Source organism: Porphyromonas macacae DSM 20710 = JCM 13914 (assembly GCF_000379945.1).
In the GTDB taxonomy this organism is placed as follows: domain Bacteria; phylum Bacteroidota; class Bacteroidia; order Bacteroidales; family Porphyromonadaceae; genus Porphyromonas; species Porphyromonas macacae.
This window is the reverse complement of the sequence record NZ_KB904154.1, coordinates 34,541-47,372: the sequence shown is the minus strand read 5'-3', so window position 1 is coordinate 47,372 and position 12,832 is coordinate 34,541. Positions and strand designations below refer to the sequence as shown.

Annotated in this window: 13 protein-coding genes; 7 read left to right on the top strand and 6 right to left on the bottom strand. The window is 44.6% G+C overall.

Features of this window, described 5'->3' with window-relative positions:
- Positions 1-34: 34 nt before the first annotated feature.
- From A3GI_RS0110050 to mutS, 5 genes are all read left to right on the top strand, one after another.
- Entirely contained in the window at positions 35-874 is an 840-nt protein-coding gene (locus tag A3GI_RS0110050; protein WP_018361322.1) for an RHS repeat-associated core domain-containing protein, read from the top strand.
- A 7-nt stretch (positions 875-881) separates the two neighbouring features.
- Entirely contained in the window at positions 882-1,241 is a 360-nt protein-coding gene (locus tag A3GI_RS0110045; RefSeq protein WP_018361321.1) for an ABC-2 transporter permease, read from the top strand.
- Positions 1,242-1,684: 443 nt separating this feature from the next.
- Positions 1,685-1,885 (top strand): hypothetical protein, encoded by a 201-nt coding sequence (locus A3GI_RS0110030; RefSeq protein ID WP_018361318.1) that lies wholly within the window; start codon positions 1,685-1,687, stop codon positions 1,883-1,885.
- Positions 1,886-1,893: 8 nt separating this feature from the next.
- Positions 1,894-2,370, top strand: coding sequence for a hypothetical protein (locus A3GI_RS11050; RefSeq protein WP_025079558.1), 477 nt, complete (start codon positions 1,894-1,896; stop codon positions 2,368-2,370).
- 512 nt (positions 2,371-2,882) lie between these two features.
- Positions 2,883-5,522, top strand: a complete 2,640-nt coding sequence (mutS, locus tag A3GI_RS0110020) for a DNA mismatch repair protein MutS (protein ID WP_018361316.1) — start codon at positions 2,883-2,885, stop codon at positions 5,520-5,522.
- Between the two features lie 244 nt (positions 5,523-5,766).
- Here the strand turns inward: mutS and A3GI_RS0110015 are convergent, their stop codons facing one another.
- From A3GI_RS0110015 to A3GI_RS0109995, 4 genes are all read right to left on the bottom strand, one after another.
- Complete coding sequence (locus A3GI_RS0110015) at positions 5,767-6,378, bottom strand: superoxide dismutase (RefSeq protein ID WP_018361315.1); 612 nt, start codon at positions 6,376-6,378, stop codon at positions 5,767-5,769.
- A 201-nt stretch (positions 6,379-6,579) separates the two neighbouring features.
- Complete coding sequence (locus tag A3GI_RS0110005) at positions 6,580-7,674, bottom strand: endonuclease/exonuclease/phosphatase family protein (RefSeq protein WP_026216070.1); 1,095 nt, start codon at positions 7,672-7,674, stop codon at positions 6,580-6,582.
- Complete coding sequence (locus A3GI_RS11550; protein ID WP_018361312.1) at positions 7,658-7,825, bottom strand: zinc ribbon domain-containing protein; 168 nt, start codon at positions 7,823-7,825, stop codon at positions 7,658-7,660. The genes A3GI_RS0110005 and A3GI_RS11550 overlap by 17 nt, the downstream gene beginning before the upstream one ends.
- A 4-nt stretch (positions 7,826-7,829) precedes the next feature.
- Positions 7,830-8,546: an SIR2 family NAD-dependent protein deacylase gene (locus A3GI_RS0109995; RefSeq protein WP_018361311.1), complete on the bottom strand. Its 717-nt coding sequence runs from the start codon at positions 8,544-8,546 to the stop codon at positions 7,830-7,832.
- Between the two features lie 120 nt (positions 8,547-8,666).
- Between A3GI_RS0109995 and A3GI_RS0109990 the strand changes: the two genes are divergently transcribed.
- On the top strand, positions 8,667-9,710 hold the full coding sequence (locus A3GI_RS0109990; RefSeq protein WP_018361310.1) for an acyltransferase: 1,044 nt from the start codon (positions 8,667-8,669) through the stop codon (positions 9,708-9,710).
- Between the two features lie 65 nt (positions 9,711-9,775).
- Positions 9,776-10,060 (top strand): GNAT family N-acetyltransferase, encoded by a 285-nt coding sequence (locus tag A3GI_RS0109985; protein WP_018361309.1) that lies wholly within the window; start codon positions 9,776-9,778, stop codon positions 10,058-10,060.
- Between the two features lie 57 nt (positions 10,061-10,117).
- Here the strand turns inward: A3GI_RS0109985 and porW are convergent, their stop codons facing one another.
- Together porW and A3GI_RS0109975 are read right to left on the bottom strand one after the other, a co-directional pair.
- On the bottom strand, positions 10,118-11,866 hold the full coding sequence (gene porW / locus A3GI_RS0109980; protein ID WP_018361308.1) for a type IX secretion system periplasmic lipoprotein PorW/SprE: 1,749 nt from the start codon (positions 11,864-11,866) through the stop codon (positions 10,118-10,120).
- Positions 11,859-12,680: a metal ABC transporter permease gene (locus A3GI_RS0109975; protein ID WP_018361307.1), complete on the bottom strand. Its 822-nt coding sequence runs from the start codon at positions 12,678-12,680 to the stop codon at positions 11,859-11,861. Before A3GI_RS0109975 ends, porW begins: the two co-directional genes overlap by 8 nt.
- Between the last annotated feature and the right edge of the window lie 152 nt (positions 12,681-12,832).

Below are 12,832 nucleotides of genomic sequence, written 5' to 3'. Positions count from 1 at the left end.
TTCAAAACATAATTACTACCTTTTTAGAAAAGTAATGAATAATTTATGTTTTTCTCATTACGACCCTGCATTGGGATGTTGGACGACGGTCGATCCGCTGGCAGAGAAATATTATGCGATCTCTCCCTATGTGTATACAGCCGGTAATCCGGTAAGGTTTATTGACCCTGATGGTAGAGACTGGTATGAGTATACAGATAAAAAAGGAAATTCTCAAACTATTTGGCGTAAATTGCAAGATAAAACATACAAAGACGGTAGTGGAAATATTTGGAATAATATCGGAGAAAATTATTTATCCCTAAAAGGCGATAATGCAACATTATTTACGCAGCACAAGAATGACAAAGGAGAGCTTTATTTAAGGAGTTCATCATATAATCTTACGAACGAGAGAAGTGCAAATACATTAACCTCGATATTAGGCGGTATTTTTTCAAAAGGTTCTGCTGTGGCAGGAGGATTAGGAGGTTATGCCAAAGGAAGTAAAGCGACCTTTCGGTTGACAAACAGCCAAGGAGCACTCGATTTTAAATTTTACGGAAACGGATGGAAAGGGAATCAGTGGGTAACCCCAACTTCAATTTCAAGTTTAGGAAAAGTAGTGCAAACAGCAGGAAAAGTGGCCGGTCTTGCCGGTATTGTTATATCAGGAATTCAATTTAGGCAAGCATCTACATTGGAAGGTAAACTTGAACACGGGCTTGATGTTTTTATGGGAGGGATTGGTTTTGTGCCTACTGTTGGGGCAGGAATTTCTTTGTATTGGTCTTTTGGTGGAAAGCAACTGCATCACGATTGGGTTGATGAGGTTTTGATGTCTCAAATGGAAATGAGGATACATGGTTATCCTTCTGTGCAACCTTTTAAATAAATCGATTATGAAAGATTTGTTTTATTATATATATTACAGAGCTTCTAAATTTTATGAAGATTGGGGAGAGTCAAACGGATATATTGGAGGTCGAATGGTTGCAGCAGGAAGCCTTTGCTTTATATTTTTATCAATTATGATTCCTGTACTACATTATTTATTTAATGAAAAAATTAATACCGATATCGCATGGATAGTAGTAATTATTACCAGTATTTTAAGCTTTTTTCTTAGCCAAAAAAGATATAAGGAGTTAGCAGAAAAATATAAAGATGAGAAGAATAGCAGATTAAAAGGTTGGTTAGTCTTTGCCTACATCATTGGTTCAGTTATTCTGTATTTTGTTTCATTGGCTTTATGGGGTTAGGTAAAGTATGTGTCCAATAATAGGGGTATCAGTAAAGGAAAAAGGTTTGTACCTGTTATTGGAACGAGTATCTTTTCCTTTGAAGGGTGGTGGCTTTGCCGCTGAAAAATATTTTCAAAACAGAATTTCTACCTTTTTTGTCATTTTATTTTCTAAATTGCCTTTTATAGAAAAGGAAAAAGAAGTAGAGTAGTATTTGAAAATGCAAATCGATGAAAAGTATTTTTTAACTGAATAATGACTTATCAAAGAAGTGGCTTTGCATTTGCGGAATTGTTTTTCCCTTTTGTGAGACTGTTGAGTGGTATTGTTTCTCTGACATACAATGTTTTGAATCTTCCGGAGTTTTACTGCTATCCCATTGATGATACAAGTATTGAGGTTTCTATGGCTGATGTTATTACGCTTGATGCAATTTTACATAAGGAGGATACCAAATGTCAATGAATAAAATAACAGGTGCGTTTATCTTGTTTTTGTTATTGGGGAGTCTGTCTGATAATAAAAAAATGAATATCGTAGAGGAGAAAAGAGAATTGACCGTAGCCGAATTCTTAAAAGCAGATACGGTGCCAGTAAACCGACAAGAGAATCGTTTTATTCCAGAAAAAAGGCCGTCACTGTTATTCCTGATACAACAATAAACAACAAATTGTTTTTAGAAAATTATAAGTCATTATCTAATTTTTATTCAGATGAAAAGCCATTGATATTAGTTGAAGGATTAAGAGAAAATCCCGTAATTATCTTTGCAAGTAAGTCCCTAAAAGAATACTTGTTAGCCTATCGATATGAAGGTAATATCGAAAATGCTTATAGTTGTTTTGAAATAGGTTATTTTGAAGAAGATAGAAAGGTGAAATTAGAAAAGGCTATCCGGATAAAAGAGAGTAATTTTCAAACGGAGTCCGGATTATGTTTAGGCCTTTCATTGAAGGACGTTATTCGTATAAAAGGAGAAGGATATGAGCAGCAAAAATCGGGAGATTATATTGTGTTGAACTATAAAGTGGAAGATTTTGAAAACTCGCCTTTTTTGCAACAATATAATATGTCGGGATACTTTATTAAAATCAAGTTGAAAAATAACATTGTAACCAATATAACATTTGGATTTGATTACCCTTGATGGTAAAAGGTTGCAATTAGTGAGCTTCTTTACCTTTAGTGCAGGTTTCTTCTTTTTATTGGGTGACTCTCAAAGATTGCAGGAAAATGTAATCACAAAATCGAAAGATGTTGTATTAAAAACGGTAAACTGTCAGGCTGCCATCGATATTCGGACTTGGTCGTATTCTTCTGTATGTTCCCGATATCCTCTCCGGGCTCAACACCCAGAGCCTTCAGCTATATCAGATGGAAAATCTTGTATAAATATCGACTGAGACATAAATCTACCTCATTTGCTTAATACCTCTCCTTTTTCATAAAAATAAGAAATGTAGGCCAACTAAGCCCGTTTGACGTCGCCTTTAGGCACAACCTTTTTTTGTTTTGTCTATTATGTGTTGAACTCATAATTGAAAAATACACCGGGAAAGCAAGCTTCGCATCTTAAACCATATTTACACTTTTTATTATCTTTATCCACTTTCCCTATCCTCCACATAGGAAGAGTGAAATTCCTTTTTCCTGTAATTTATGGCCAAGAATGTGGTAGAAACTCCGCTGATGCGGCAGTATTTCAAAATAAAAGAGCAAAACCCCGATGCGGTCTTGCTCTTCAGGGTCGGAGACTTTTATGAAACCTATTCGGACGATGCCGTTGCCGCAGCTGAAATTCTGGGTATCACGCTAACCAAAAGAGCCAATGGCGTTGCGGCAAGCGTAGAGATGGCAGGGTTTCCGCATCATGCTCTCGACAATTATCTGCCCAAGTTGGTACGGGCGGGAAAGAGAGTGGCTATCTGCGATCAGCTGGAAGACCCGAAACAGACGAAAACTTTGGTAAAAAGAGGTATCACGGAACTTGTGACACCGGGGGTCACACTCAACGACAATGTACTGGACAATAAGCAAAACAATTTCCTTGCTGCAATCAAACAGCAAAAAGACAATACTTGCGGATTTGCGCTGCTGGATATTTCGACGGGCGAATTTCTCTGTACCGAGGGCAATCGCGATTACATCGACAAACTGCTCGGCAGTTACCAGCCGAAAGAAGTGCTGGTAGAGCGTTGCCTCAGAGCCGATTTCGATCGTTTCTTCTCCACTAAAGCTTTTATTTATGAGTTGGATGACTGGTATTTCAGTCAGGACAACAATCGAGAACTGCTCCTGCGTCACTTCGGAGTACAAAGCCTCAAAGGCTTCGGTCTTGAAGAGCATCCGTTGGCAGCCACCACAGCGGGGGTTATTCTCAACTATCTGGAATTGACCAAACACACGCAAATCGGCCATATCACCACATTGGGACGTATCGACCGGTCGGGCTTTGTGCGTCTGGATAAGTTCACCGTACGCAGTTTGGAACTTCTGCAGCCGATCAGCGATGAAGGCGGGCGCAGCCTGTTGGATATCATTGACCATACCATCACCCCCATGGGAGCAAGACTTCTGCGCAAATGGATTGTTTTCCCTTTGGCAAAGACCGAACCGATTCATCGTCGGCAAAGTATGGTGGCCTACCTGTTCAAACATCCGGAAGAACGGGAGCAGCTCTGCGAACAATTCTCCATGGTCGGAGATCTGGAGCGGCTGTGCTCCAAGGCGGCAACCGGGCGTATCAGCCCGCGTGAGGTGGTACAGCTCATGGTATCGCTGGATGCTATCGAACCGATACGCAATATCTGTTTGAACAGCGATGAAGAGGCCCTCATAGACATGGGGCGAGACATGGATGTCTGCCATACATTACGCGAACGCATTCGTCGTGAAATTGTGCCCGATGCACCCATCGCACTGGGGCGTGGTACAGTAATTGCCACCGGTGTGGATGCCGAACTGGATGAACTGCGACAACTCTCCTCCGGGAGCAAAGAATATCTGATGAAGATGCAGCAGCGTGAAAGCGAGCGAACGGGTATCACAAGCCTTAAAATCGGTTTTAATAATGTTTTCGGTTACTATATCGAGGTGCGTAACACACACAAAGAGAAAGTTCCGCCCGAATGGATACGCAAGCAGACGCTCGTCAGTGCCGAGCGATATATCACCGAGGAGTTGAAGCATTACGAAGAGAAGATTTTGGGTGCGGAGGAACGCATTGCAGCCATCGAAAACCGTATTTTTTTCGCTCTTATCGGTGAACTTACAAGTTATATCGTGCAGCTCCAGACAAATAGCCGGACGGTGGCACAGTTAGACTGTATCTATGCCCTGTCCGAGGCTGCGAGGAGGTATAAATATGTCTGTCCTGCAGTAGACGACAGCTTGAGTATAGATATCAAAAAAGGCCGTCACCCGGTTATCGAGCAGCAGTTGCCGCCCGAAGCACCTTATGTGCCGAACGATGTTTTTTTGGACAATGAAACGCTGCAAATCATGATGGTAACAGGCCCGAACATGAGCGGCAAGTCTGCCTTGTTGCGACAAACGGCACTTATTACCCTGATGGCACAGATGGGTGGTTACGTGCCTGCCGAAGCTGCACACATAGGCATCGTGGACAGCATCTTTACTCGCGTAGGGGCTTCGGACAATATCTCCCGTGGCGAATCTACTTTTATGGTGGAGATGCAGGAAGCCTCGAACATCCTGAATAATCTGACCGAACGCAGTCTGGTGTTGTTCGACGAGTTGGGGCGTGGAACAAGCACCTACGATGGCATCAGCATTGCCTGGGCTATTGTGGAATATCTGCACAATAATAATCGCGGCCATGCTAAAACGCTTTTTGCCACACACTATCACGAGCTCAACGAAATGGAAGCCCAATTGCCACGAGTACGCAACTTTAACGTGTCGGCACGTGAAGTCAACGGCCGGATGCTTTTCCTCCGCAAGTTGGAACCCGGAGGCAGCGCCCATAGCTTCGGTATAGAAGTAGCCCGCCTGGGAGGAATGCCTCCGAGTATCGTAGAGCGGGCGAAAAATATTCTGAAACAGCTCGAACAGGATCATATCGACAGTGCCGACACTCCTATATCGAACGCAAAAGACAACTCGAAAAAAAAGAAAAAACATACCGTCGACGGTTACCAACTCAGTTTCTTCCAGTTGGATGATCCCTTGCTGAGTCAAATCCGCGATGAACTTTTAGAGGTGGACATCAATAACCTTACGCCACTCGAAGCCCTGAACAAGCTGAGCGACATCAAAAAACTCCTGAAAGGCTTCTAATCGTCTCTTTCCTTTTTGCAAAATATGTAAGGAGAATTCTTCAAAGCCTGTTATATACGCCACCCCCGGTCAGCACACTTACTGACCGGGGGTGGTATTCACGTTTTTATAATTCCTCGTTCTGAATAAATAATGGAATTCTTTAAACTCAAAGAATTTCCGGGCAAGAGAAAAGAAAGCGATATGATGCCCTTTAACAGACCGAGGTTATCTTGTCCTGTCGATTGTTTGAACGGAAAAAGAACTATTGGGAAAGTTTGCAGGCATCCCGGTAACGTTTGCCGACGATATCCCAATCGATGATGGTCCAAAGACCGGCCACATGATCGGCACGTTTGTTCCTGTAATCCAAATAGTATGCATGTTCCCACACATCGATACCGAGCAGTGGAGTCAGGCCGTTACGCACGGGATTCAGGCCATTGGCATCTTGCGTGATATGCAGGTATCCTTCCTTATCGGTAGAGAGCCATGCCCAACCCGAACCGAAAAGCGAATTTGCCGCTTTACTAAAAACCGCCTTAAATTCATCGAAGCTGCCGAAATCGCGTTTGATGGCATCGCCCAGTTCTTTTTCGGGAGCAGAAATACGTTGCTTGGGGGTAAACTGCTCAAAATAGAGGGTATGGTTCAGGGCTTGTCCGGCATTGTTGAGCAAAGCGCCTTCGGGGGCTTTTTGTACGATTTCGACAAGCGACATTTCTTCATATTCTGTTCCGGGAACTATTTTATTGAGATTCTCCACATAACCGCGGAAATGTTTTCCGTAGTGCAACTCCATTGTTTCGGTACTGATAACCGGTTGCAATGCACTCATGGAATAGAGCAGCACCGGTAAAATAAATTTTGCAATCATCTTTTTTGCTTTATTACGATAAGATTTTCATTGATTGAAAATAAAACAATCGGACAAAAAAAAAGTTTTACAAGACTTTTTCCGGGAAGAATGTCTTTTTTTACTGTTCCCCAAAACACGCTAAAGAGGGGCGAAGATGTTTTCAAAAATGCTTTTTTGTTTTTAGACTTGAAGAGGAGTAAGCAAAAATGCAAATTTTTATTACGGCATTACCAGAAAGTCCGCCACAATGGGCAGATGATCGCTATATCCTCCTTTATAGACCGGTCCTGTATAGGTGCGTTCGGGTACCGGGTCACGTATGCCGTCATCATAAAAATGAAGCAGAAATTTTTCATACATCGTGTGTGCCGATCCGGGCACATAGCTCATCGTTCCGTTTTTAAGCAGTAAGCTTTCGGATATGATCATCTGATCCAATTGTGTCCAACGACCTTTATAAACATAGCTACCCGAGGGATTGGCCGTTTCATGTTCGCCGAACAGATTATACAACTGCGGGGGGTAGGAGCGGATCTTTTCGGGGGCATGCTTGGGCAAAAGCAGTCCTGCCCTCAACTCATGCGTCGTAGCAGCCTCTTGAGGATTTCCGTTGAAATCGCCCATAATCAGGATATTGGCATCATTATCGTTCTTGGCCAGACTGTCGCACATCCTGCGCATAACGGCAGCAGTTTCCCGGCGAAAGATGGCTGTTTCGCGTGCACCTTCACGTCTGGAAGGCAGGTGGCATACCATGACATGCAGTAAGCTGCCATTGGGTAACTGCCCGCTCACGTAAAGAATATTACGTGAACGTTTTTCGGGATCTGTAGAGAAATGAACGGTAAACTCATTTCTACGTACAGGTTTGAAATATTCGGGCAGATAAAGCAGTGCTACATCTACTCCGCGTTTATCGGGGCTGTCGGTAATCATATATTTATAACCCCGATTTCTAAGTATGGAAGTAGAAACCAAATCCTTTAGTGCAAGATCGCTTTCTACTTCAGTAAGTCCTACAATGGCAGGCCAATCCCATTGCCCCGCCCGGCTGATTACTTCCCCGATCTGATTGATTTTCCGGTTATAGCGTGTTTTTGTCCAGTTCATCTTTCCTTCCGGCAGAAAATCCTCATCGTCTTTCTCCGGATCGTCTTCCAGGTCGAACAGGTTCTCCACATTATAACACATGACTCTGAAAAGACTTCTCTCTTTTCTGCAAGTATCGGCTGAATGGTTTTGTGCACAACTTAGTGGAAATACACCCATGGTTAGTAGCAATATGCCGGTATAGCGTCTAATTGTTTTTTTCATTCTGTTTCTCTTCCGGTTGTGATTTTCTCGGTAACCAACAGCCTTTTTCCAGACAGTAACAGCAATATTCGGATACACTTTTCCCCTCTGCATCCGTTCCATAGAGGGCAGGCATATCCAAAGGCATGCCGCAACGCAGGCAGTACTTCATCTCACTATCGCTCCGTTTTCTTCAGTTCCTCGCAAAAGAGGCGCATACCTTCTGATGCACCGGCGGTAATCTTGTGAATATCGCTGCGGTAAGAACTGCTTACGGGTTTGGGGTCGATTAGATAAACGGGAGCCGAAGAGGGAGCATAAGCCAGTAAGCCGGCTGCGGGGTAGACATTGAGCGATGTGCCGATGACCAAAACGATATCTGCTGTTTCTATTTCACGTGCGGCATCGGTAATTTTGGGTACGGCTTCGCCGAACCAGACGATATACGGACGTAGTTGAGTGCCATCGGGAGCGAGGTCGCCAAGATGTAATTCAGGATTATCCGGATCTACGTCAAAGACTGTTTCGCGATGTCCGTCCGAACAGTTCTTCATCAGTTCGCCGTGCAGGTGGATGATGTTGGTGCTGCCGGCACGTTCATGCAGATCATCCACATTTTGGGTAACCACCACCACTTCGTACTCTTTTTCCAATCCGGCCAGCAGACGGTGCCCTTCGTTGGGTTCGCAACCTTTGTATGAAGCCCGGCGTGCATTATAGAAGTCCAGTACCAATTTGGGGTTTCGGATCCATCCTTCGATAGAAGCCACATCTTCCACCCGGTACTGCTCCCACAGCCCGTTACTGTCGCGAAATGTTGAAATACCGCTTTCGGCACTCATCCCGGCTCCGGTGAGCGCCACTATTTTTTTTCTTCCGGTGTCCATAGCCATTTTGTTTTATTGGGTTTGTATATGAACTTAGATAAACAAATATACCAAACTCTGTCTACCTTTACCAATTGAAAACAGTCGAACGATCTTTCGTACGATATTGAAAAACTGCATTCAGCTATGCCTACATCGAACCAAGCAAGCAGAAATACAGCGTTAGATACACTCCGAACGCTCAGTATCTTGTTTGTCATTGCCATACACACAGCGGGGCGTTTCCTTATGCCTTATGCCGGATATACGAAATCTGTTTTTCTTCAGGGGGCGGTTATAGAATCTCTGGTACAGTGGGGAGTGCCGCTTTTCGTGATGCTCAGCGGGGCTTTTGTGTTGGGAGGAAACGATTCTGTGCAAAAGATTTACGGAAAGCGCCTGCCCAAACTCTTTTGGCCTCTGCTGCTTTGGTTGCCTGTGAACTGGCTGTGGGTACTGCTGACCGGAGCAAGTGCGAAGCTGATACAGCTGTTTTTGCATGGTCAGCCGTTCATGCATCTTTGGTTTATGGTGATGCTCATCGGGCTTTATTTGATTATTCCGCTGCTTAACCGCCTGATTAAAAAGGCCGGTCACCATCCCAACGTCCTCTATATCTTTGTTTTGTTCTTTATGTTTATAGCCGTTATTTGGCGTTTGTATATCTACCGGACGGCTCCCACGGATTTCAATCTGTACATGCATCCTCTGCTCTTTTTGCAGTATACGGGTTATTTTCTGACAGGTTATGTCCTGCGTAATTATCCGCTGTCTGCCGGTCGTTCCTCCGCCGGGCTGTATGTGTTGCTGATGTTTGCAGCATGGTGCTTTACTTTTCTGATGCTTCTAAAACAGAGAGGCATGACAGGAAATACTCCTTTGTACCTTTTGGATAATTTTTCCCCGGGCTCTGTTCTCGGCAGTATTTCTCTCTTTTCCCTCATGTGCCATCCGCGTATGCGAAAAATGAAGAAAAATATCCTCTCGGGCATACATGCAGAAGTTATGGGTATTTATTTGATGCACTTAATGGCGATCAATCTGTTGGAAAGGCCTCTCCTCGAAATCTTCCCGCAATTGATGAACCATCCTGTTGTTTTCACGCTTGTCATAGTCTTGGGGGTTACCGTCTTGTGCTTTGCGGGTACGCGCATTCTCCGTTCGATGGTATTTTTTCGCCGGTTCGTCTAAAAAAGAAATTGCAACAAAGATGTCGTTCATACGGTTTCTTCTTTAGAGATATAAAAAAGAAGGAAATGATCGAAATCATACATACAGAAAAGGAAGGCAAAGGTCTTTTCAAGGCAATGGAAAGTACCCGGGAAGCGGGTAAAATGAGCTACTATATCCGGCAAGGAAAAGGAGAAATAGTTATCGACCACACAGAGGTTGATAATGCCTTTACCGGTCAGGGTGTGGGGAGAAAACTGGTGGGGGAAGCAGTTGTTTTTGCCCGTAAAAGAGGGATGAAAATAGATCCTCAATGTTCCTTTGCCAGACATATTCTGGAGAAAGAACAGGTATTCGAAGACGTGCTCTAACTTCATTTCATAGATTCCCTTAAAATATTTGCCAGGTAACTTTTCAGCCTGTTTCCTTTATTTCATCAGTTGGGATTGTTTGGAAAAATCGGCTTGCCGGCGAGTGCATTCCTGTTCTGTGCGAGCGGCTAAATCGGGGCGTTGTAAAGAATCCCGATAGATTGTTGCCATCGTTTCCAGACTTTTCAAAATACGTTTTTGGGCAGCTCGTTTTTGTTCTGCTGTCAATGGCAATTCGGCAAGATGGTAATCTCGATGGAGAGGATCTGTCTGTGCTTTTGTGAAGTTTCCGGTCTCCCGTTGTTCAATGGTTCCCCCTTTTTGCACTGTTTTATTTTTTCGTTGCCAGTGATCTTCCGGCAGCCGGTAGCCCCACTGCCGTTCAAAAAGCTGCCGCCCGGCAGCCACCAGTTGCGGGTTGTAGAAATAGAAACTTTCGGCAGAATCGGAAGGAAAATCCTGATAGCTGTTTTCTACGGCCTTGCGGACATTTTGCTCTCTACTGTCAAAGCTCCCTTCATCGAGCAGTTGTTTACGGTGCGCTTTAATCCGGTTGTCGATAATATGCTCCCGTTCTTCAGGAGGCATGGATGCCACTTGCAGAAGGCTGTCTTCACGTTCTATCACGGCGCTGTTCAGAAGTAAATCATGGATAGCTGCATAGCGCACGAGTAAACGGTTGTAGAGCGTATCTTGCGGAGGTTCTGTTTCCAGCCACCGGCGATAGTATCCGGAGGCGGCATCGTAACTATTCCTGCACTCGCATAGATTTGCTGCTCCGAGGAGATTCTTGCGAACATAGACCCGTTGATTTTCAGTGCTGCTGTCTATGCCTGACAAAAAAGTTTCTTCCGCTTCGTTATACCTCCGCTGCTCACTGTATATTTGTCCCAAGGTGTATGCTAATCTCGGCCGGGCATTTGCATAACGTGGCTTCATAAACATCCGTTTTATAGTCTCTTCGCTTTTTTTATTTTGCCCGGCCAGCAACAGATGTGCGGTGACCTCATCTGCCAGGGCTATGGGAAGATTTACCGCCTTTCTCAGGTTTTTGTTCGTTTCCTGCATTTCCTTTCCCAAACGATAGTTCAAAAGTCCGGCCAGAAGATAAGCCCGGGCTTTCAATTCGACTCCAGGAGCATATCGGGCTAATGAGCGTATATGGTTCAGGGCTTCGGCATCATTGCCCGCAGCCAGTTGTAATTCAGCTTCTGTAAGTAAATAAAGCCATTCGGGTGCGTTATTGGATAAAGAAGAACGGTTATCCTCCATCAAACGGGCTGCCTCTTCGATATGTCCATAGAGCAGCCGGCAGCGAATAAGCCAGCAATGAACAGTTGCCTTTATCGGCTCATCCCGGATATAAAGATTTTCAAGATAAAGAAACAGGGCTTCGGCATCCGGCAAACGTCCTTCATAGAAATAAGAAGAGGCGAGCAACAGATAAATACGCCCCATAGCGGGGTTGTGCTCCCTGTCGTTCGATAACAAGCTGTGTTTTTCGATGGCCATGCGGCACTTTTGAACGGTTTGGGAAAAAGTGCTGAGAGGCTGATGCTGTACAAAAGCATTATACGCAACGTGAGCGGCAACATCCAATGGAGGTAAAAGCGTGTCGGTTTGCATCGAAGGAGACAACAAAGCCGAGCGATATGTCCGGTTGAAAGCCTCTTCGGCATTCGTTAGATAGTTGTAACGAGTATTGAACGCATGGTAGGAACGAGAAAGAACAGAGTGTGACCGCACTCCGCAACCGGCTAAAAGTAAAAGGAGCGCCGGCAAAAGTAAAGCCAAAGCTCTACGCATGGCGGGATTTGGGTATGTGGTGCAGAGAGCTGATCATTTTACCCGCACCGAAGAATAAAACCAGTAGCAGCACAATAAAAGCCCCTGAAGGCAATCCGAGATAATAGCTGCCTAACAAACCGCCTGCCGATCCGATAAGTGCAAGTACCACCGATCCGAAAATAATGTGTTTGAAACGGTCGGTAAAGAGATTCATCGTACTCTGCGGCAGTGTGAGCATGGACATCAGCAGCATAATGCCGATAAGGCGTATGCTCAGTACGATGCCTAAAGCGATGGCAACAAGCATGAGATTTTCGATAAGAGCCACTTTCCTGCCGCGGGTACGTGCAAAATCGGCATCGAAAGCCGTATAAAGAACAGATCTGTAAGCCAAAGAGAAAAAAAGCACCAGCATCACAGCCATACACAGGAGAAGAAGGAGATCCGTTTTTGTGACCAGCAGGATATTGCCGAAAAGATAGGCGGAAAGATTGGTTGTGTAGCCGGGTGTCATGGCCATAAAAAGTACCCCCACGGCCATCCCCAGAGACCAGATACCGGCAATGGCAGAATCCTGTCTGATGTGCCCTGCCCGCGACACATAGCCGATACCCAGAGCCGACAGTATGGCAAAGCAGGCAGCCCCCACCATCGGTTCGAAGCCGGCATAAACACCCAAACCCAAACCTCCGAAAGAGGCATGCGTGATACCGCCGCTCATAAAAGCCATCCGCCGAACTACAATATAACTGCCGATGATGCCCGCCACGATGGCAGTCAGCAAAGAAGCCCATAAAGCATTCTGAAAGAACTGATAGCTAAATATCTCCACTTTTCTTTTTTCTCTACCCTTGTTTAACTCTTCCCGGTATGATTCGATATCTCCGACCAAATCTCAAAAGAGAGCCAGCTATCCGAAAACTTTCGAGATGTTTTTTCTTTGGTAATCATACTTATATCTCTACTTTACGGCATCGGTTTTTC

Excerpts from the sequence above, each read along its gene's own strand:
- A3GI_RS0110050 (WP_018361322.1), top strand. The coding sequence starts at position 35 with ATGAATAATTTATGTTTTTCTCATTACGACCCTGCATTGGGATGTTGG.
- A3GI_RS0110045 (WP_018361321.1), top strand. The coding sequence starts at position 882 with ATGAAAGATTTGTTTTATTATATATATTACAGAGCTTCTAAATTTTAT.
- A3GI_RS0110030 (WP_018361318.1), top strand. The coding sequence starts at position 1,685 with ATGAATAAAATAACAGGTGCGTTTATCTTGTTTTTGTTATTGGGGAGT.
- mutS (WP_018361316.1), top strand. The coding sequence starts at position 2,883 with ATGGCCAAGAATGTGGTAGAAACTCCGCTGATGCGGCAGTATTTCAAA.
- A3GI_RS0110015 (WP_018361315.1), bottom strand. The coding sequence starts at position 6,378 with ATGATTGCAAAATTTATTTTACCGGTGCTGCTCTATTCCATGAGTGCA.
- A3GI_RS0110005 (WP_026216070.1), bottom strand. The coding sequence starts at position 7,674 with ATGAAAAAAACAATTAGACGCTATACCGGCATATTGCTACTAACCATG.
- A3GI_RS11550 (WP_018361312.1), bottom strand. The coding sequence starts at position 7,825 with ATGAAGTACTGCCTGCGTTGCGGCATGCCTTTGGATATGCCTGCCCTC.
- A3GI_RS0109995 (WP_018361311.1), bottom strand. The coding sequence starts at position 8,546 with ATGGCTATGGACACCGGAAGAAAAAAAATAGTGGCGCTCACCGGAGCC.
- A3GI_RS0109990 (WP_018361310.1), top strand. The coding sequence starts at position 8,667 with ATGCCTACATCGAACCAAGCAAGCAGAAATACAGCGTTAGATACACTC.
- A3GI_RS0109985 (WP_018361309.1), top strand. The coding sequence starts at position 9,776 with ATGATCGAAATCATACATACAGAAAAGGAAGGCAAAGGTCTTTTCAAG.
- porW (WP_018361308.1), bottom strand. The coding sequence starts at position 11,866 with ATGCGTAGAGCTTTGGCTTTACTTTTGCCGGCGCTCCTTTTACTTTTA.